This window comes from Mucilaginibacter sp. P25 (assembly GCF_050859465.1).
GTDB lineage: Bacteria > Bacteroidota > Bacteroidia > Sphingobacteriales > Sphingobacteriaceae > Mucilaginibacter > Mucilaginibacter gossypii.
Genome location: NZ_CP193937.1, coordinates 4,326,521 through 4,345,380, shown reverse-complemented (window position 1 = coordinate 4,345,380; position 18,860 = coordinate 4,326,521). Strand labels below are relative to the sequence as shown.

General features: G+C 40.3%; 23 protein-coding genes. 1 reads left to right on the top strand and 22 read right to left on the bottom strand.

Annotated features, from left to right (window positions below):
• Positions 1–56: 56 nt before the first annotated feature.
• The 19 genes from ACRQ5D_RS21955 to ACRQ5D_RS21865 form a co-directional block, all read right to left on the bottom strand.
• Positions 57–359: a helix-turn-helix domain-containing protein gene (locus ACRQ5D_RS21955; protein ID WP_431200409.1), complete on the bottom strand. Its 303-nt coding sequence runs from the start codon at positions 357–359 to the stop codon at positions 57–59.
• Positions 360–577: 218 nt separating this feature from the next.
• A complete protein-coding gene (locus tag ACRQ5D_RS21950) occupies positions 578–970 on the bottom strand; it encodes a hypothetical protein (protein WP_431200408.1) in 393 nt (130 codons plus the stop codon).
• Positions 971–1,111: 141 nt separating this feature from the next.
• A complete protein-coding gene (locus ACRQ5D_RS21945) occupies positions 1,112–2,068 on the bottom strand; it encodes an aldo/keto reductase (protein ID WP_432326588.1) in 957 nt (318 codons plus the stop codon).
• Positions 2,069–2,526: 458 nt separating this feature from the next.
• Positions 2,527–4,011, bottom strand: a complete 1,485-nt coding sequence (locus ACRQ5D_RS21940; RefSeq protein WP_432326586.1) for a hypothetical protein — start codon at positions 4,009–4,011, stop codon at positions 2,527–2,529.
• A gap of 92 nt (positions 4,012–4,103) precedes the next feature.
• Positions 4,104–4,826 carry an HlyD family secretion protein gene (locus ACRQ5D_RS21935; protein WP_432326584.1) on the bottom strand — a complete coding sequence of 241 codons (723 nt, stop codon included), beginning with the start codon at positions 4,824–4,826 and terminating at the stop codon, positions 4,104–4,106.
• A gap of 94 nt (positions 4,827–4,920) precedes the next feature.
• A complete protein-coding gene (locus ACRQ5D_RS21930; protein ID WP_432326582.1) occupies positions 4,921–5,079 on the bottom strand; it encodes a hypothetical protein in 159 nt (52 codons plus the stop codon).
• 113 nt (positions 5,080–5,192) lie between these two features.
• Positions 5,193–5,645 carry a TolC family protein gene (locus ACRQ5D_RS21925; RefSeq protein ID WP_431200406.1) on the bottom strand — a complete coding sequence of 151 codons (453 nt, stop codon included), beginning with the start codon at positions 5,643–5,645 and terminating at the stop codon, positions 5,193–5,195.
• Between the two features lie 26 nt (positions 5,646–5,671).
• The gene (locus ACRQ5D_RS21920) at positions 5,672–6,541 is read right to left on the bottom strand and encodes a TolC family protein (RefSeq protein WP_431200405.1); all 870 of its coding nucleotides are present in this window, start codon (positions 6,539–6,541) and stop codon (positions 5,672–5,674) included.
• Between the two features lie 13 nt (positions 6,542–6,554).
• Positions 6,555–7,217, bottom strand: a complete 663-nt coding sequence (locus tag ACRQ5D_RS21915; RefSeq protein ID WP_432326580.1) for a TetR/AcrR family transcriptional regulator — start codon at positions 7,215–7,217, stop codon at positions 6,555–6,557.
• Between the two features lie 259 nt (positions 7,218–7,476).
• The gene (locus ACRQ5D_RS21910; RefSeq protein ID WP_176844610.1) at positions 7,477–7,956 is read right to left on the bottom strand and encodes a helix-turn-helix domain-containing protein; all 480 of its coding nucleotides are present in this window, start codon (positions 7,954–7,956) and stop codon (positions 7,477–7,479) included.
• Positions 7,957–8,461: 505 nt separating this feature from the next.
• Positions 8,462–8,869: a cytochrome C gene (locus ACRQ5D_RS21905; RefSeq protein ID WP_091176345.1), complete on the bottom strand. Its 408-nt coding sequence runs from the start codon at positions 8,867–8,869 to the stop codon at positions 8,462–8,464.
• Complete coding sequence (locus ACRQ5D_RS21900) at positions 8,866–9,132, bottom strand: hypothetical protein (RefSeq protein ID WP_091176347.1); 267 nt, start codon at positions 9,130–9,132, stop codon at positions 8,866–8,868. The genes ACRQ5D_RS21905 and ACRQ5D_RS21900 overlap by 4 nt, the downstream gene beginning before the upstream one ends.
• A 21-nt stretch (positions 9,133–9,153) precedes the next feature.
• Positions 9,154–10,197 (bottom strand): cbb3-type cytochrome c oxidase subunit II, encoded by a 1,044-nt coding sequence (locus ACRQ5D_RS21895; protein ID WP_091176350.1) that lies wholly within the window; start codon positions 10,195–10,197, stop codon positions 9,154–9,156.
• A 5-nt stretch (positions 10,198–10,202) separates the two neighbouring features.
• A complete protein-coding gene (locus ACRQ5D_RS21890; protein WP_432326577.1) occupies positions 10,203–11,564 on the bottom strand; it encodes a cbb3-type cytochrome c oxidase subunit I in 1,362 nt (453 codons plus the stop codon).
• A 149-nt stretch (positions 11,565–11,713) separates the two neighbouring features.
• A complete protein-coding gene (locus ACRQ5D_RS21885) occupies positions 11,714–12,352 on the bottom strand; it encodes a hypothetical protein (RefSeq protein WP_432326575.1) in 639 nt (212 codons plus the stop codon).
• 265 nt (positions 12,353–12,617) lie between these two features.
• The gene (locus tag ACRQ5D_RS21880; protein ID WP_431200401.1) at positions 12,618–12,809 is read right to left on the bottom strand and encodes a cupin domain-containing protein; all 192 of its coding nucleotides are present in this window, start codon (positions 12,807–12,809) and stop codon (positions 12,618–12,620) included.
• A gap of 222 nt (positions 12,810–13,031) precedes the next feature.
• Positions 13,032–13,205 carry a hypothetical protein gene (locus ACRQ5D_RS21875; protein WP_256337583.1) on the bottom strand — a complete coding sequence of 58 codons (174 nt, stop codon included), beginning with the start codon at positions 13,203–13,205 and terminating at the stop codon, positions 13,032–13,034.
• Between the two features lie 160 nt (positions 13,206–13,365).
• Positions 13,366–13,938: a hypothetical protein gene (locus tag ACRQ5D_RS21870; RefSeq protein ID WP_431200400.1), complete on the bottom strand. Its 573-nt coding sequence runs from the start codon at positions 13,936–13,938 to the stop codon at positions 13,366–13,368.
• A gap of 676 nt (positions 13,939–14,614) precedes the next feature.
• Positions 14,615–15,271 carry an endo-1,4-beta-xylanase gene (locus ACRQ5D_RS21865; protein ID WP_091176359.1) on the bottom strand — a complete coding sequence of 219 codons (657 nt, stop codon included), beginning with the start codon at positions 15,269–15,271 and terminating at the stop codon, positions 14,615–14,617.
• On the opposite strand from ACRQ5D_RS21865, the gene ACRQ5D_RS21860 reads away from it, so the two are divergent.
• Positions 15,250–16,506, top strand: coding sequence for an IS4 family transposase (locus ACRQ5D_RS21860; protein WP_431199200.1), 1,257 nt, complete (start codon positions 15,250–15,252; stop codon positions 16,504–16,506). The genes ACRQ5D_RS21865 and ACRQ5D_RS21860 overlap by 22 nt on opposite strands.
• Positions 16,507–16,521: 15 nt before the next feature.
• Here ACRQ5D_RS21860 and ACRQ5D_RS21855 read toward each other — a convergent pair whose 3' ends face one another.
• The 3 genes from ACRQ5D_RS21855 to ACRQ5D_RS21845 are packed head-to-tail and all read right to left on the bottom strand — an operon-like array spanning position 16,522 to position 18,702.
• On the bottom strand, positions 16,522–17,247 hold the full coding sequence (locus ACRQ5D_RS21855) for an endo-1,4-beta-xylanase (protein ID WP_091167677.1): 726 nt from the start codon (positions 17,245–17,247) through the stop codon (positions 16,522–16,524).
• A gap of 41 nt (positions 17,248–17,288) precedes the next feature.
• The gene (locus ACRQ5D_RS21850) at positions 17,289–17,834 is read right to left on the bottom strand and encodes a hypothetical protein (protein ID WP_431200399.1); all 546 of its coding nucleotides are present in this window, start codon (positions 17,832–17,834) and stop codon (positions 17,289–17,291) included.
• A gap of 43 nt (positions 17,835–17,877) precedes the next feature.
• Complete coding sequence (locus ACRQ5D_RS21845) at positions 17,878–18,702, bottom strand: hypothetical protein (RefSeq protein ID WP_432326573.1); 825 nt, start codon at positions 18,700–18,702, stop codon at positions 17,878–17,880.
• Positions 18,703–18,860 lie beyond the last annotated feature (158 nt).

Genomic DNA, 18,860 nt, shown 5'->3' with positions numbered 1-18,860 from the left:
TAGCCATAGACTGCCAATTGACAGAGCACTTGGTCATGTGTATAAAATTATCTTATTCAATTAAATTGATTTCTATATTCTCCAGGTGAAATGTTCATCTTGTTTTTAAATAGTTTACTAAAAGACTGTGAATATTCAAATCCTAAGCTATAAGCGATCTCACTAACCGATAAATCAGTTGTAGCCAGAATTTCCTTTGCTTTTTCTACAATCTTATTATGGATGTGCTGTTGAGAATTTTGTCCTGTTACGCTTCTTAACATATCGCTTAAATACGGAGGCGAAACATTTAATGAAGATGCTATATTCTGAACGGTCGGTAATTTCGGAACAGCATTAATATAAAAATGATCTTCCAAGATCTTTTCAAACCTGATTAATAAATCGTTTGATGCCATCTTTCGTGAAATGAACTGTCTGTTATAAAATCTGTTACAATAGTTTAACAAAAGCTCTAAATTGGATACGATCACATCCTGACTAAAATTATCCAATCTCGAATTAATTTCATTTTGAATGTTTTGAACAATATTCTCGATGGTCTTTTCTTCAAGGCTCGAAAGATGCAAGGCCTCATTCACCGCATAAGAAAAAAACCATAATGTTTGATAGTTTTTCCTAAAGGGTATTTCCTTATCAAATCCGGATTAAATAATAGTGACCATCCTTCTGTGTTCCTTTCTTCAATGTCATCTATATAGATTATTTGTTTAGGGGCAACAAATGACATGATACCTTCGTCAAAATCATAATGATTTTTGCCATACTTTAATTTTCCTTTGAAGCTTTTCTTAATAGTAATATTATAAAAATTCATCAATAATTTTTGCTGAACGGGCAAGTAAGTTTCTTTGGTCTGTGAATGATTAATGATGGTAATCAGCGGATTTAAAGGACCCGGTAAACCCATCAATGAATGTATTTCTTTGATGGTATCTATATTAAGGATTTTGCGATCTATATGATTCATAACAAAAAATGAACGGGGTGGACCATACATTTGTTCTGCCCACCCTACTTTATGATAATTTAAGCATTCAAAAAATCAACCCCCTCAGTCCTGTCCATGGTCATCACTTCAATAACATTCCCAGGATATTCAGCCGGTAGTTTACTGATTCTCGTCCAGCAAGCTTAACTCACTAGGTGTAAATGTAACATCAATACACCTTAAGTTGTCCTGCAACTGATGCGATTGGGTCGCACCAATAATTACACTGCTGACTACCGGGCGATGTAATAACCATGCAAGTGCCAACTGAGAAACGGCCACCTGTTTTTGTTCTGCCATTGGGATAAGCGCATCCAATACGTTATAAGCCCGCTCCTCGTGAAAAGGAGGGAACGGAAAACTTTTCAATCTACCTTCTTCCTTTTGTCCTCCTCGCGCGTATTTACCGGTAAGCAAGCCCCCGCTCAGCGGGCTCCATACCAACATACCCACTTGTTGATCTTTTAGTAACGGAACAATTTCACGTTCAATATCTCTTACATCCAATGAGTAATTAGCTTGAAGCGAAGCGAATCTGTCTAAATGGTTGTATTGAGAATACGCGAGCCCTTTCATTAATTCCCAGGCAGAAATATTACTTGCACCAAAGTACCTAATCTTTCCGCTTCTTACCAGATCATCCAGGGTTCTTATAGTATCTTCTATTGGTGTCAAAGGGTCAGCAGTATGAATCTGATATAGATCAATATAATCTGTCCCTAATCTTTTTAAGCTCCCCTCAACTTGCTGAATGATATGCTTTTTTGAAAGGCCCCTGTCATTTTCACTTTTGCCCATTGAACCTCTGACCTTTGTCGCCAAAACCAGATCGTCCCTATTGATAGAAAGATTTTTTATTGCTTGCCCTATCATCATTTCTGATAGGCCCTCTGAATAAATATTCGCAGTATCGATAAAGTTAACTCCAGCCTGCGTAGCTATGCGGATCTGCTCATCCACTTTGTCTTGGGCAAGTTTACCCATATAACCAAAAAAACCTTTACCGCCATAATTCATTGTACCTAAGCAAAGTACCGATACTTTTAAACCCGTGTTACCTAAAATTTTGTATTTCATAATCGTTTAATGATTGAAACACAAAGGTCATCGGTCCTTAATATTTACTCGTATCCAAATCGTAGTACTTTGTGTCCGAAATGGAGCAAACGTCAATACCATAATCTTTAATATTGAAGGTCATTGGCATAATACATTACAATCTGACCATGCTATCTTCTTCACTTACATTGCTAAATTAGAAATTCATTAACACAATTCGTTGCTCTAAAAGTTCAACATCATATAATAGACACACTAATGAAAAAATAATGGTAATAACAAACTTCCATCACTATCTCTTTGTTAAGAAGATATACAGGAGCATTGCTGAATTACAAGTTGACCTGGACAGGTGGATCCAAAAATCGGTATCCCTATTTCCAATAAATAGACCCCTTTTCAACCGGATAAATTAAATATAACATTACGAATCCACACCTTATTTGTTTTATCAATCATCATACTGCTAACATTATTTATGGCGTTAGCAGCCGCAATGTTTTAATTACATATACCAATAATATGACAAGAAGCACACATGCAGTAAGAATAGCAATAAAAAGAAATACGGCCCTGTTGGTAAGCAGCTGTGTTTGCAAACTAACTATTCTGGCTAAGGATGCATTAGCCGCCGCCGCGGCCTGATCAGGCGAAAAACCCTTACTCAGGAATACTTGTCTGAAGCCGTTGAGCCTTTCAGTTACATTTTCATCAATACCGGTTATATGATGAAGAAAATTTTCCTTATATAGCTGACTGTAATACAATTGTATATTATAAAAACCCGCGCTGGCATTCAGTAAAGAGGTAAAACGGGTACAGGCAGCAAATATCAACCCGGTATAACCAGTAGTTTGCGGCACCGCGCTTAAAGTAAATAACATGATGGGAACAAATAGAATGCCTGACGTAGCCCCCTGAAAAAACATAGGCAATATTAGGTCCTCAAAAGCTAAATCGGGTGTAAATATGCAATACATCCATAAATGGTATAAAAGCGACATGCTGAAACCAGCAAACAAAAAATAAAATATAGCATCCTTGCGGTAAACCAGGATTCTTGCCGAGATCACCATAAAAATAATAAGACCGGTTATGTTACAAAGCCCCAATATCATTTCCTGTGTTGCACTCCACTGCAACACGGATACAGTATAACCGAAAATAATATTAATACTTTCTTTACTTCCGTAATAAACTGCAAGTAGTATAAGCCCCACCCAAAAGTTCTTAAACCTAAAAATGGTCAAATCGAGGCCAGGTCGTTTTACTATCCTTTCCCTCCATAAAAACAGGATAGCGCCTGCTACTGTAACAACCGTCGATAATTGAATACGCGTGTCTGTAAACCAATAATATTTTGAGCCATAAAGTATTGTATAAGCCAATCCTGCGGCTACGGCCAGGAAAAATACGGCACCTGTCCAGTCGATCTGGTATAATGGATATTTCCGGAGGTTGGATACCTGGTTGAATGAAATTAGTATTACAATCAATACCAGTATCTGAAACAAAATGAGATAATAATACACGTTCCTGAAATCGGAGTTTAATGTCACAGCCGACGCAACAAGGCCTAATAATACACCACTGCTTAACACTGTACCGTAAAAAATAGTCGATCCAAATGCAGCACGGTGCTCCATCTTCAGAAAACTAGGAATGAGAATAAGCATACTTCCGGAAATACTGCCAACCACCATCCCCTGAAAAAAACGTATGAAAAAGAATGCCATAACACTACTAACATTGATGCAGGCTATATTTAGTATTATTGACAAAAATGTAAGGATCAAAAGATAGTTCCTCATTTCAAAGTATCTCAGAAACCTGAACTGTACAGGTAATATAGTAAGTATACCAACATAACATAGCTGTACGGAGAACGTGATATCTTCGGGTTGAGCTCCAAGGTATGACAATACATAATTCTGACTTAAGGAAATGGAAGCAAATTCCATTATAGATGACAGTAATATTAAAAAGAGGGCTATCCTTACCCCCCAGCTCCAATTCGAAAGCCAGGGTTTAATATATGTGGGTGCATTCATAACTATTTCTTTTTAACTGATACCAAAACGTTCATACCAGCCTTAACCTGTTCAATATTTTTGCTGGTAAATTTTATTTTAATTGGTACTCGTTGAACGATCTTGACAAAGTTTCCTGTAGCGTTATCCGGTGAAAGTAAAGAGAATTTAGCACCAGTTGATGCAGATATAGCTTCAATATGCCCATGATACACTTTATCGTCGATAGCATCAACCTTAATATCAACCGGCTGCCCAATATACATTCCGTATACCTGGGTTTCCTTAAAATTGGCGGTAATCCATTTGTCTCTTTCATTAACGATGGATACCAATGGCTGACCGGCCTGTATTTGTTGACCTTCCTGTATGGTTTTACGCCCCATCCTGCCTGTGTACGGGGCAAGTATTACAGTATATCCTAAGTTAATACGGGCCAATTTAAGTTCGGCGGTTTTACGTTTCAGATCTGCCGCCAGTAAAGCTTTATGTGATCGTAATTCCGCTATTTTAGCATAACTGGTGCGCAAATTATTTTGAGCTGCACTGTAATCGCTAACAGATACGTCATAACGTGATTGTACCAACTCCAGGTCTGCGCCAGTTGTAGCTTCTTCCTTCATCAGGTTTTTGTAACGTTTCATGTCGGCGGCCTGCTGTACCAATCTTGCTTTAGCACCATTTATCTGATCTTTATTTACAAGTGTACTTGTCTCGGATGAAGCAATTCCCGCATCTAAGACCAAAAGCTGAGCCTTTGAATCTTCAACCGCCGCCTCAGCCTCAGTAACTCGTTCGCGATATTCGCGGTCATCAATGGTTACTAATGTATCTCCTTCCCTAACCTGTTGATGTTCTGTCGAATCTCACATCTTTGATATAACCGCTTACTCTGGCCGAAACCGGATTGATATAGGACTCTACCTGTGCATCATTGGTTTCAATGTAGTTACTCCCCGTTATAAAATAATTGATAAAATAAACGATGGCCCCTAACACAACCAGGATGGCAAGTACCGATAATATGATATTACCTGGGTGTGTTTTTTTATAGTTGAGGTTTCCATGATATGCTATTGTTTAAGAGTGATGTATTTTGGGTAAATATATTTTTATAATTTCCCGGAGGTGAACAATAACCGGTAGTAAATAAGTTGCGCAACGGTTTGTGCCTGAACCAGGTTATATCTTGTTTCTTGATAAAGGTTATCGGCGTCCAGTAAGTCGGTGAGCAAAGCTAATTGGTTGAGGTATTTGGCATTTATAATACGGTAGTTAACTTTCGCCTGTGCAATCGATTTTTCGTTAACTGCGATACGGCTAAGTGCCTCGCGGTACTTGATTAATAGACTGTTAGCTTCTTGCTTTACATTATCGCTTATATTTTGCTGCACATATTGCAATTCCTGTAATCTAATACGACTTGCCGATGATTTATACTTATTTAGATATATCGATGAAATGTTGTACTGAATTTTAAAACCTACGAAGCCAATGGAATATCCTTGATCCACTGGTGGATAAAAAATGGTATTGGGATAGTTAAAGCCATAGGCGGAATACAACGAAAGCGCTGGTGAGAAATTACTTTTTACCCCCTGATCCTCGCATTCTGAATCTTGATGCTCTCGTCTGCCTTACGTATAGCATAAGCGTCGTGGGTCGTACTGTTAATCAGGTCAAGCAGCGTATCAACACTTGGCATAGTCATAGCCGCGCTGTCTGTTGGGTAGATTCTCGTGGAATCGGGCAAATTGAGCAATACGTTCAATTTTTGATTGCTAATTATAATATCATTCAGCGTTTGTTCAAGGTTTAACTTTACAGCCGAAAGATTTAGCTCTGATCGCAGCAGATCGCTCCGGGTTACTTTTTGATTCCGATATAAGGCATCTATGTTTTTAAGCCTTGTTTCTGCGCGTACTACCTGATCATCAATAAAGTGCTTTTGGTAAATAAGTCTGATCATATTCAGGTATTGGTCGGCCACCTCCAGCCCTACAGTGCCCGCCTGTTCTTTTGTGTTTATAGCAGCTAAGTCTCTTTTTTCTTTTTGCTCAGCTACCAGGGCTTTTTGTCTGCCGCCTGCATAAAGGTTAAAATTGGCAGACACACCAAGGTCAGCGCCGTTCGAAGTCGGTCTTTTGGGTATGGAACGCACGTCGTTTAAACCATGATTATATAGGGTTAGACTTGTAAAACGCTGATAATCGCCATTGGTCAGAACAGTAGGAAGTGCGTTCGTTTTAGCGTCTCTCAAATCTGATTCAGTGGCGCTTTCTTCTGATCTCGCAGCATGAACCTGCATATTTTGGGCCTTAGATAGATCAACAGCTTGAAGCAGCGAAAGTCTGACATTGGGAGTTTGCTGGGCAATAACAGGGAGGTCAAATGCAAAAATCAAGCAAAATAAGGATACTGTAAGCCTGCCGATGGCATGCTTAAACGGTATAGTTTTCATGATAATTAACTGTTTAGTGTTTGTGCTCTATATAACTGTTTTCTGATTTCTGAGCTTTCAATATGTAGTACAAGTACTTTTTTATTAGTTCGGTACTGAAGACATTACCACACGGTGCTATATTTTCCGATATATGCCTGCTTACCGGCGAACCCGAAATCATTACCGGCAACATTACGAATATCGTAAGATACACCAACTGACTATCTGTAGCTTTGAAATGCCCTTCTTCAATTCCGTCCTCAATAAGTTTTTTTAAAATAGCCAGTGTGTTATCCAAGTAATCGGTGATATGGTCCTTAACTGCAGACTCCGGTAAAAAAGTGATCTCGCGATGCAGCAAGCGGTGGAAATTTATATTATTCCTGAATACATTCGAATACTCCTCCAGGAAAACCATCAGTTTTTCCGGAGCTGGAAGCTCTACATATGGTATCCGTTCCAAAACGCTATTTAACCGCCCGAGCCTGTCCCTGAATATCTGGATGAACATGTCCCGTTTTACACCGAAGTAATAACTGATCAGCGCCAGATAAAGCCCACTATTCCCCGCTATCATACGAATTGTAGTACGATAAAATTCGTGATCGGCAAATAGCTTTTCAGAAACGAGAAACAATAAATTCCTGGATTCTATTTTAGTATGGTTCAAGTTATTCGTATTGTTCCTTTTCATTTTTTTCTTGCCGGCATTCGCGGTTTTGCACCCCGGCCGCCTGTTATTTCCTCGATCTTGAATCTTCTACATTTATTTTCATTGCAAATATCCTCTTCGGTGCGCTCTCTAAAAGGGTAAGATTGCGGTATGTTCTCGTCGGTTTCTCCGATCGTCTGGTTCAACCTGCTTCAGGTGCTGTATTTACCTGCCTGCAGGGGCATGTTTTAGGGCATAATCATGATGTAATTCCACGAGCCTGATCAAAAATAATTTTGACTTAACGCGTTTTACCTAAGCTTTTCCTGTATTCCAATGGAGAAATACCTTCCTGATTTTTAAAAAACTTCCCAAAAACGGATTGATCTGAAAAATTAAGTTTGTCCGCGATCTGTTGTATGCTGAGATCTTTGTTCTGCAATAGTACCTTTGCTTCCAGTATGATCGCATTATCTATCCATGCACCCGCGGTTTTACCGGTTTCTTTTTTGATTACTTCAGATAGGTATTTTGGCGAAACGTTAAGGTTACTGGAATAAAAACTAACCGAGCGATGCCTCCAAAATTGCTTAACCAGCAGATTCCTGAACCTGATAAACAACGAACTATGGTCGTCTTTATGAATGAGATCAGCATGTATGCACTTATGGATAACATCGATTTCATGTATCAGACAATAAGTATAGCTTCGCATCAGTGCGGCCTCATGCGAGTGTCCCTTATTAAACGTATCACTAATGATATCGAAAATTGCGCTCAATCTTTTTGACTGACATGCATTCAAGGCAGCGATATGGCTTTCACTGTCTTCAAAAAAATCAAAATGGTCAAGAAAAAAATATCTGCCCGCGTTTCGACGAGAAACGAATTTCTAAAAAAAGAATAACCATTTCCGGCATATCTTCAACACATCGGAAACTGCGCGTAACCATTGGTGCGATTGTAAGAACTGCAGGACCCTTTATTGTGTGTGACGCAAGATCAACCTGCAGACTTAGGGTACCCTTCTTTAGAAATAGGATAGAATACGTTTCCGCGCGAAACGGTACATCTGTGTATATAGGCTCCTTCCCGGCATCAACATAGAAATAGTCATGCTTCCCAGTGTCCATATCAAATACCTTTTGCAATTTAGAAATCGAATATGTACTTATATTTCCCATTTATCTGATAATTATTCTTTAAGGCGATAAAAGCATATAATTAAAAACGTGTGATATATTATCAATAAACTATCTGATGGTAATTATACATGTAAAATTACTCTACAACTTCACCGCCAGCGATGTAATAATGAAGTACCCCGTCCAGGCCACAAACAGAATGATCCCTACTACCAGCCACCAGGGGATACTTTGTGGGGTTTCGCTGCCCTGCAGCATAAACGTTTTCTGATCGCCTTTGCCATAGGCGTTGATCATGAGGGGTAACACGCCTTCTACAATCTCGTCTTTTTTTAAACCCTCAATGGCTATCGCAGGTCCGTTGCGTACCACAAACGGGATCAGTTTGACCCCTTCCTTCCCTTGGTGGTCCTTGCTAACTACTTTGAGTACGTGGTTGCCATCGGTTAATTTGCGGGTATCCAGATCAAAAGTTACCGGTGCCGGAAACTCCCCTATTGGTTTCAGATCTTCATCAATAAACAGGGTTACAAAACTTTGATCTCTCATGGCTTTAGGTCGTTTAAAATCATCCGTTTAATGTGTTCTTCGTTCTTTTCGCCGGGTTTTATAAAACATTTGATGGTTGCTACCAGCACGTACAGCGTAATGATTACCATTACAAAAACTATGAGGTAATCCCAATTACTATCGGGGCCGGCACCATGAGTGATATCCTCAAAACCAGCGGGCTGTTGCTTTTTACAAGCTTCACAGGCTATAACATCCAGTTTAAGAATGAGCATGAGCAGCAATGTGATATATTTTTTCATTTTTTTGGCTTCTGACTTTTTTTACTTTTTAGCAATTGCGGCTTCGGGTTTGCCAAATGAAGCAATGATCTTTTTCACATCGTCAACCGTTACTTTTTTTGAACTGTTGCCCCAGTTGCTGCGTTCATGATTTACAATAGCCGCCACTTCCTCGGCCTTAAGGTTGTTATTGGTACCCACGGCAGGCATTATTCCGTAGCCCTCGCTTATACGACCGTTATAGCCTTTCATGATAATGGTTACCTGGATCTCCGGATTATCATCAAGCACTACCTTGCTGCCTTTTAGCGCCGGGAAAGCGCCAACCAATCCCTCGCCATTTCCCTGGTGACAGGATTGGCAATTGGTAGCATAAAGTGCTGCGCCATCAAACTCAGGTTTAGCGGCTACGCCTTTGCCAGATGTTGCGGCGCCCGCCTTTTCAGCAGCACCTTTCCCGTACAGGAATATCGGCACCGGTTTGCCATCGGGCAAGGTAATTTCCTTTAGCGATCGCAGGTAGGCCACCAGCGCCACGGCTTTATACGATGCCACAATTTTCCCAGTGATGCCTTTTTTAAAATCATCGGGCACATTCACTACTACATCATTTGGCCATGCGTATTCTTTTATATCAAACAGCCACTCATATGATGGCATAACAGACTCCGCCACTACCGACCGCGGATTAAATAAATGCAAGTAATGCCAGTCGTTACTCGGCTGACGGGTACCTACATTGGTTAAATCGGGGCCGGTACGTTCTGAACCCATGAGCGTAGCTGTGTTACGCCAAACATCGGTACGGATGATGTTGGCATAATCGGCCGCTATGTTAGGGCGTGCGCCCCAAACTTTGTCCATATCTACATTACGTACCTGCTGGGTATGACAAGCCACACATCCTTCGGCTATAAATACGGCTTTACCTGCTGTTTCAAGCCGGTTTAGCGGCTTGCTGCCGGGCAGTGGTGCATTGTTATTCTGACTCGTAAATGCTGGCCCTATCGCCACAAAAAATGTGAGCAGCAAAAAGAAGCATAACGCAGCAGTAAAAAGTTTTTTATGGTCGTTATAAATTTCCATGGCTATCAAATTTCAGCGTTAAAGGGTATGGTATTTAATTTCTCAAAAACTTCCTTCCTTATATCAGGATGACTTTTATGCCCCGAAAACATCACATACATATTCCAGGCAAAAACCAGGTGCGATGCCCACATCAGTGAGCCGCCAATAGCCCGCCATAGCCAGTAAGGGGTCATCAGCACCACCCCATCAATAAATGGTTTTCCATCGCGCCAGGCTATGCCCTTCAGCGTGCCACCCACCATAAGCGGAATGGTGTAGAACAACAGACCTATTAAAGCCAGCCAGAAATGTGCACCAACTAAGCCCTGTTTGGGCTCGTTACCTGTAAGCCTTGGCACTATGGTGTAAATGCAGGCCCAAAGCATAAAGGCGATGATGCCGTACATGGTAAGATGTGAATGTGCCACCGTAAAATCAGTAAAATGCCAGATGAGGTTGGTTTCCCTGAAGGCTTCCGCCGTACCCTGCGTAGAACCCGTGAAGTAAAACAGGATACCAACGATGTAAAAAGGCAGTGTGTAGCTCCTGCCTATCTTATTAAAATTCCCTCTGAAGGTCATGATAAAATTGGTAGTTCCCGAAAACACCGGGATCAGCATCCCCATACTGCCTACAATAGCCACAGTTTGCAACCACCATGGTATGGAGCTGAAAATAAAGTGGTGCGTACCTATCAGCGTGTAAAATAAAATCTGCGACCAGAATGCCAGGATCCCTAAACTGTAAGAGTATATAGGCGTATTTAATTGCTGTGGTAAAAAGTAGTATACCAATCCCAGGTTAAAGAACATAAACCACATGCCCACAGCCTGGTGCATATAATATCCCTGCACAATGGTTTCGCCAAGGCCGTTCTGGTAAAAGGGCAAGTAGCCAACGGTTACGATCACCGTTAAAAACATCATAGCCGAAACGATATACCAGTTGGAGATATAGATCTCTCTGGTTTTGCGCTGCGCTATGGTTTTTATATAATTAGTAAGGCTTAACACAATACCACCTGCAAAAAGTGTCATAACCGGCCATATATATTCGCGGTATTCGCCACCGCCGTTATTGATGCCGGCCATCAGCATGCCGCTGCCGGTGATGATAGCTGCGTTCATGAGTATAAGCGAATAATACCCCCATTTTATACTATAAACCACAGTATTGCTAACCGTGGTAACTACGTAGTAACCAAGGCCCAGCATAGCCATTGACGACCAGCCCCAGAAAACCATATTGGTATGTACCGGCCTTAAGCGGCCAAAACTTAGCCAGCTGATATGATCAGCATCCGGCGATACGAATTTGATACCTATATACTCGCCTACCGAGGTACCCAGCACCAGCCAAAAAGCCGCGCTGCCCAGGTACCACATAATTAGTTTTACCAGTTTGGGGTCGGTTTGATGCTTGGGTGCAGCTTTGCGTTTAGATGCAAAAAACCGCGGGCCGTGAACCTCATCAACATTCAGCAGGATCCCTTTTGAATCTTCCGCTTCGATGGTACCTGCAAGCTCATTGTTGGTTAAACGATAGTTAAGCGCATGCTTGCGTTTAATAAGCTCCTCATAAACTGCGTCATCGTCATCAATGGCTTTGACCAGCTCGGTTGTTTCTTTTTTACACGGCTGTAACGGGTTTTGACAGCCAGATTACGGATTTTTAAAGTCACCAAAAAAACAATCACCACCAACGGAATAAAGATCAAGGTAAGCATAATGATCATTCCGGGACTGATTAATACATTTTTGCTTTCTGCGGCTGTTTGCGCCTGGACTGCTAATCCTGAAAATACAAGCATCAGTAACATAACAGCGGTGAAGCCGTTATTGCCCCCTTTGGCTTTGCCGATAGCTTTTTTACGATGGTTTCTGCGGCTTATTAACTGATCAAGCTGAGGGGCATCTAAGCTGTTTATTTGCCTGAAGATCCATTTATCGCCGTATTTTTCCTGCGCTACTTCGTCTTCTTTAAGACCGCGGGCCAAACGGATTAGCCAGAGCAGCAGTAATAACAACAAGAAAATGGTAACTGCTATAATGATGCAGGCACCGGTATTAAAAGCATGATCAGGCTTTAATACATCGGCTGCATAGGCAGCTGCACCGGGGATCAGCAGCAATACACCTATCAGGCTAATGGTTAAGTAAAATTTGAGTTTCATATAAAATATATTAACCACACATTAAAAATTGAATTGCGGATTATACCGACATAAACGCATGCTTGCAGGAAAAGCTCTTTTGCATTAAATAGCTAAATGGTATAAACTAGAGCTTCCGTATGAAAGAGCTTTAGTTTTAACTACATTTGGTGATCTAGTGGCACAACAACCGGCTTGTATTTGTCTTTAATATAAAACACAAGTAATTTGGCGGTATTGGTGACGCTATCGTTACGGCATCAGTATGAAGCCCATTGGGGCTTTCCTAAAATGCGTCACCCGCTTTATAATGATATGTTTTTCCCTCAAATACTGGTACTATTTCGCCGGGGATCAAATACCCGAAGGTTGGGCAGGGATGGCTATGCACTGCCGACCTGCTCCTTGGGGGAAAATCCACCAACATCATTTCTACTCCCTTATTAGCAAATCCTCTTTCCTGAAGTAACTTTTTCAAGATCACAGCGTGTGCTGAAGCCACGTAATTTGCGGAGTCTTTTGTTTCAGATTGTGCATCTGCTTTTAGGGCTAGCCCGGTTAGCAGCAGTAGGCTTATTAAATTTTTTTCATCGTATTATGTTTATGACGTATAGGGAAAAAGCGTGCCAAAATATACAATAAATTGAATATCAAATACTTAAAACGCAAAAATACTATTTAACTGCTAAATATCACGATCCTAACACGATATTTCGTATAATTGAAGACCATACACGAGGTTGACGACGTTTCGTACAAACCAAGAAACATCAGCGGCATCTAAAAGATTAACACCTAACTCAATCGCCCGATCAAGGGTTGCCCTAGATTCTTTGTCATCGAGAGTTCCATATCCGTAACTCATACTCATCACCCCTAATCCTACAGCCGAAGTCTTTTCACCTGTATTTCATAATAATCTGTATTTCATTGTTTATTATTTGTGTAATTTCTGTATCATTTCCGAATTGAAGTTGACTCATTTTATATCAAAATTTCTTTTATGAAAAGCGACACCAGTGCTACCTAAGCTATTATTCAACATGCATATTCGCATTCAGCTGAATAAGCAGCAGGTCGGTATCTTCTTCGAAATAAAGATCAACTGTATCGTTCATAGACAACATTATTCCGTCTCTGAAACCGAGCCTTATGCTATTTGCTATTACAGTACCGCTTAGCACAAATACGATGATACTATCGTATATGCCCCCTTCGATCTTGTGATCACTGTTTCTTTTGAATGTGCTTCGCCTGAGCCAGTGCCCATCTTGCAGAAGAATACTATCCGGGCCGATGGACGGAGCGTCAGAAGCCTCATTAAAATTCCCGTCTCTTGTCTCCGTCAAAGTATCAAAAAGCCTGATCCTTTCATTCGATTTCGACATGAGCCAAATTTCAAGTAACTCCGCCTCCTGTGTTTCATCATAATTATAAAATATAGACTGGACTGTGCTCTCGTCATATCCAACTACCAATGTATCTCGCTCCCTTAAAATCTTACGGTATCCGGTAGAATCGTAATAAGCTCCTGAACCATTAATAATTAAACGGATGATGAGCATGGGAATGCCTATGAAGTTTTGAATTTCCTGTCGCCCGGGCATAATTGTCTTGTCGTCAAACCGAACAATTTGTCCCCATTTTATTGCCTCGTTAGGGTATGTAGTAGGATAAATTGAATGAAATACTTTTAAATCTCCCATATCCGTAAACTTTCGACTTTGTTCTGCAAAATATTTCATCACGTTTGTTTTAACCAATTTTCGATAGGCCTTCCCTATTGGTTTGCAGATACAAATTTCAGAGCTTTAACCGGCTTAAAAAGGGCAATATCTCAGATCTTTTCGTCGATTTGTCGTATAGGAAGCTTTATTAGTACAATAACAATCAAAACAAAACAGCTTGAGGTGTACGCATGAAACCTAAAAAATTTTCGGAGTAAGGAAGGTCGGATAAATAAATATCTATCACAACGGCTTATTGGTTTTAAGACTTCCTGTATATGACATAAAAAAACGATAACATAATCCTTGATATACCGCATATTCCTTAGGTATAAAGACAAAAGCAGGTCTCGCATAATACGCGCACCTGCTTTTGTTGCCTAAATAATCTCGTTTAGTAAATTCCTATTCCTTGTTCTATAGGGTAATTTCACTAATGGTAACCGAGTCATCACTGCCATTACAATGTGTAAACCTAATCCTGATGTAACGCACCGGTAGTGGACTGGCTGTTAGTTGTGCAACAAGCACGTTTTACAGGGGATTTATTGATACTTTATTGAATACTAATTGCTTGGTTTAATCCTTCGTAAAATCGTTGATATGCGTATTTGCGTGAATAATCGATGTTATACAGCGTTGCGGCAGCACCAACCCCCAACGAAGAGTCGGCATCCCCTATATTCCACAAAGTAATTCCCCAGCGTTGGCTTGCAGGCACAATATACCGGTATTTTTGCGCGATGTAAAAATACCGGTATTGCTGCGCTGCTTCCCTATCTGCTTGAGTTGTGCCATCATTTCTATTTGTCACACTGATATCAAGCTCGGAAATGTGCACTTTTAGACCAGTTTGCTGCATTTTTTCTATCGCATATTCAATGTTGCCCTGTGTACCTGTATCATCGGTTAATCGGGCGTAATTGGTATGCATTTGTAAACCAACACCATCAATAATATGCTGCCCACCAATTAATGGCTCATTATAAAGGCGTTTGACCAAAGCTGCGATCGAGTCTGTTTTAGTTTTAGAATACTCATGCCCATAATCATTATAGAATAATTTCAGGTCGGTGTTCCCAGCATTTATAGCAGCCTGCCTTGCATACTGGAATGCCAACTTAATATCACTGTTGTCCGGTAAAGATTTTTTAGGGAAAAAGGAAGGGATAGCCGAAAGACTACCCCTTTGTGTTGATATTTGAGTTACCACACTTAAATACACAACATGAGCAAAAGTACTTTTTTACCGGACAGCCGGTCCTGAATCAGTTATTAGGTTTAATAGATCGTAATAATGTTCGATCATTAGCAAGACGTGGGGATCACGATCTCTACTACCGTTACTTTGATACCTATACACATCTTGTAACGATGCTTTACTGCGTTTTTAACAGATGCACCAGCAGCAGAGAAGTAATCAGCGGCATGAAAGCAAGCCTGCATAAGCTTCATCATATCGGTATAAGTAAATGTCCGGCCAGAAGCACCTTATGTGATGCTAATGCCCAGCGTAGCTTTGAAGTATTCGCCCGTATTTATGATAACCTGTATAGGCGACACAAGCAGCTTTTACCGGACAGCCGATTAAAGATCGACCCTAAGCTATTCATTGCCGATTCTTCAACAATTACCTTATTTCAGCAAATATTGAAAGCCCCAAGCCCGGGAAAGGCCAACGGTAAGAGAAAAGGCGGGATCAAAGTTCATACGCTCATTAAGGCAGCAGATGATGTACCGCTGAAAATTAGCTTCACGGCAGCCAGCGCTAACGATATGCCCTTCCTTAAAGAGATCAAACTCGAACCAGGTTCCTTTATCGTTTTCGATAAAGGTTACGTAGACTATTCTGAATATCAAAGAATGACAAATGAAGGCGTATTCTTTGTCACCAGGCAGAAAAAAGATGCCAAATACTCAACAATGTGGCTGAATGAGCTTAGCGAACAAAGCAAGGCACACGGTGTCATCGAAGATAAACTACTCCTCCAGGGCACACGTACTCAAAAAGAGGGTATCCAGTTGGAGATTCGCCTGGTTACTTTCTTTGACAAAGAAACCGAAAGGACATTTGAGTTTTTAACCAATAATTTCTCGTTACCACCTGAAGCTATTGCCGATCTTTATAAGAAACGATGGCTTATTGAAATACTATTTAAGCGGGTAAAGCAAAATTTCCCGCTTAAATACTTCCTGGGGGATAATGAGAATGCAATCAAAATACAGATATGGTGCGCTTTTATTGCCGATCTTCTAATCAAAATTGTCCAGGTACAACTCAAAAGACAATGGTCTTTCTCTAATCTGAGTTCTATTATAAGACTCCATCTGATGAGTTATATCCACCTATTTAACTTTCTGAACGATCCGGAGAAACTGTCCGTCATGTCAACAAATCACTCACGGCAACTAAAATTGGGGGGCTTGGACATCCGCTTTAAAACCTAAATCCTTCTTTTTATATCATAATGCAGTCTTTTTATAACAATAACAAACTTTACCGGACAACAGTGACTTAATATAAGTATAACCTTCGCCGGATATTTTATCCATCCAAACACAGTGGTCTTTAGCAGTATCATCGGCGTCCGACGGATCCGCCAAGCCGCTTCCTCTCAAAGTGCCATTATTGTTTACCGCTTCATTAACCACATCCCATGATTTTACACAGGGCGAGCCATCCGGGTTCTTATAGTGCTGGTAATAATACGTTATAACATTGGTAATATGGGTTTGCATGATAGACCGGTAAGTTTGATCGGCAGTTAAACCCGCGGTGGTTGCATTACTTAGCCATGTAGGATTGCTTGAAAACCAGATAAGGTTATGCCCATGTACCCTTGGTATACCATGGCTCTTCGCAAAAAGTATAACTGCGTCATTATAAGTAAAGCTACCCCTTGCTGGTTCAACGGAAGCAAATTTCATTTCATTTTCGGCAGTTAAACTATTGTATTGATTGCCTGCCAAATTAGTATAGGCTGAATTACTAAATTTGCTGGCGTTAATGGCAGCGCCGACTAAAACTGCATCATTAGCGTTCTTAAGTAAGGGATTATTACCCGAATATGGTACATTATCCACCACAACCTTTGTTGTTTTTACATCATTTATTTTTGATAATAAAAACTCTTTTTTACAGCCGGCTACACCTAATCCGACTAAAAAAAATAACACAATCTTCTTCATTTTAATTTAAATTATTGTTTATAAATTGGTTAAGTAATTGGCTATTTACGTTTATCGAAGTATTGTACAAGGTTAAAAACCTGTTTATTCAATTCTTTAATTTGTTGCACCAGCGGGTTATAATACTCGTAATCTGAATCAACTATTCCTTTATTAGAGTCTCTGTTGGAAAGATCTGTTTTCAAATTATCAGGGTCATTGTCCTGGTAAGTAAACCAATGCCAGCCAACACAACTTTTACTCTTAATAAGTGATAAGGCAAAATTTTCATAGAAATATCCTCTGTCTTGCTGGGTTTTAACAATCCAACCAGCTCCCCCATTATTTGCCAAACCCGAATCCTGGGCTTTTACATACCACTCCGTAATTAAGAAAGGTTTGCCAGACCATTTTTCCCAGTCAGCCATTTGCGCAGAATCCGGCTCCCATTTCCTGTAGTGGTTAATAGATATGACATCCATATATTTGCCCGCTACTTTAAAGATCTCTGGATTGCTTAGTTCCTGCCTATCCTGCTGGTTAAATCTGCAGCCCAAATACATATGGTTTGGATCATACTTTTTCAGTGCCGCGGTTACCTTCTGCATATAAGTATCAAAGTAAAAACCAGAAAAAGCCAGCCGGTCAGCTTCAGTGATATCTGCTAACGAGGAAGTTTTCCCTTTTCTTTGATCTAACCACTTCCGGGCTGCGATGTATCCCGGTCTCGTCCTTAGCCAGGTTCTTAAGCGAAATATCCAGAGCGTCCGTTTTCCAGGGTAATTCGTTGTCCGAATAATATCCCAGTAAGTATTTATCCTCTTTATATTTTGATAAAGGTTTAAAAGCAGCGTCACAATACGCGTCGAATTCCGGATCGAATACCATTACTAAATCAAACCTATAGCCTTGCCATCCCGCAATTTTATACTTTCCGCCGAACCTTTTAATATGGTCCGCCTTGTAGCTCCCCATTGCATTTACAATTACAGTATAAACCATGGGCGAAGGGCTATTGCGTATTAAATCAACATCAGACCAAGCTCCTGCTCCGTTAAATCCCAGATCTTTTAAAAAAGTACTTTCATGTTTGTACCAGTTATTAACAGACCCATATTTTTGTTTCAGTATTTTCTGTTGATGCTCAGATGTAAAAGGGCGAAATACGGCCACCCCCTTATTAATAAACGGATACCCATCCGGATCAATGAACCACCATCTATCATTGATCTTTTCAGTTCTGAAATACCCTGTACCCTTTTGCTTATTCATTTCCCAGCTTCCATATTTGTTTAGCGGGGGTTCAGTCTGAGATTTAAAGTCGGATAGCGCGACCAGGGTTTTTGTTTTGTAGTTTGTCCAAACGGTATCCTTATTTGATTTTTTCGCTTCGACGAATCTATAGCTTGAGCTTTTTTGGGCAAAAACAGCCCATGAAAAGGCTACAAAAAGCCCTATTAGAATTATTATTTTCATAATTTATGGGATTCTTATACTTTATTGCCATGCGGCCAGGAAACCGCTATATGCGAGTGTTTTGTTATAATTTTCATCAAAAAGTAAAGGGCACTTTATATTCCCGTTATTGCTATATCTTAACCACGTACACTTATCTGTAACTCCCCTCTGATCTT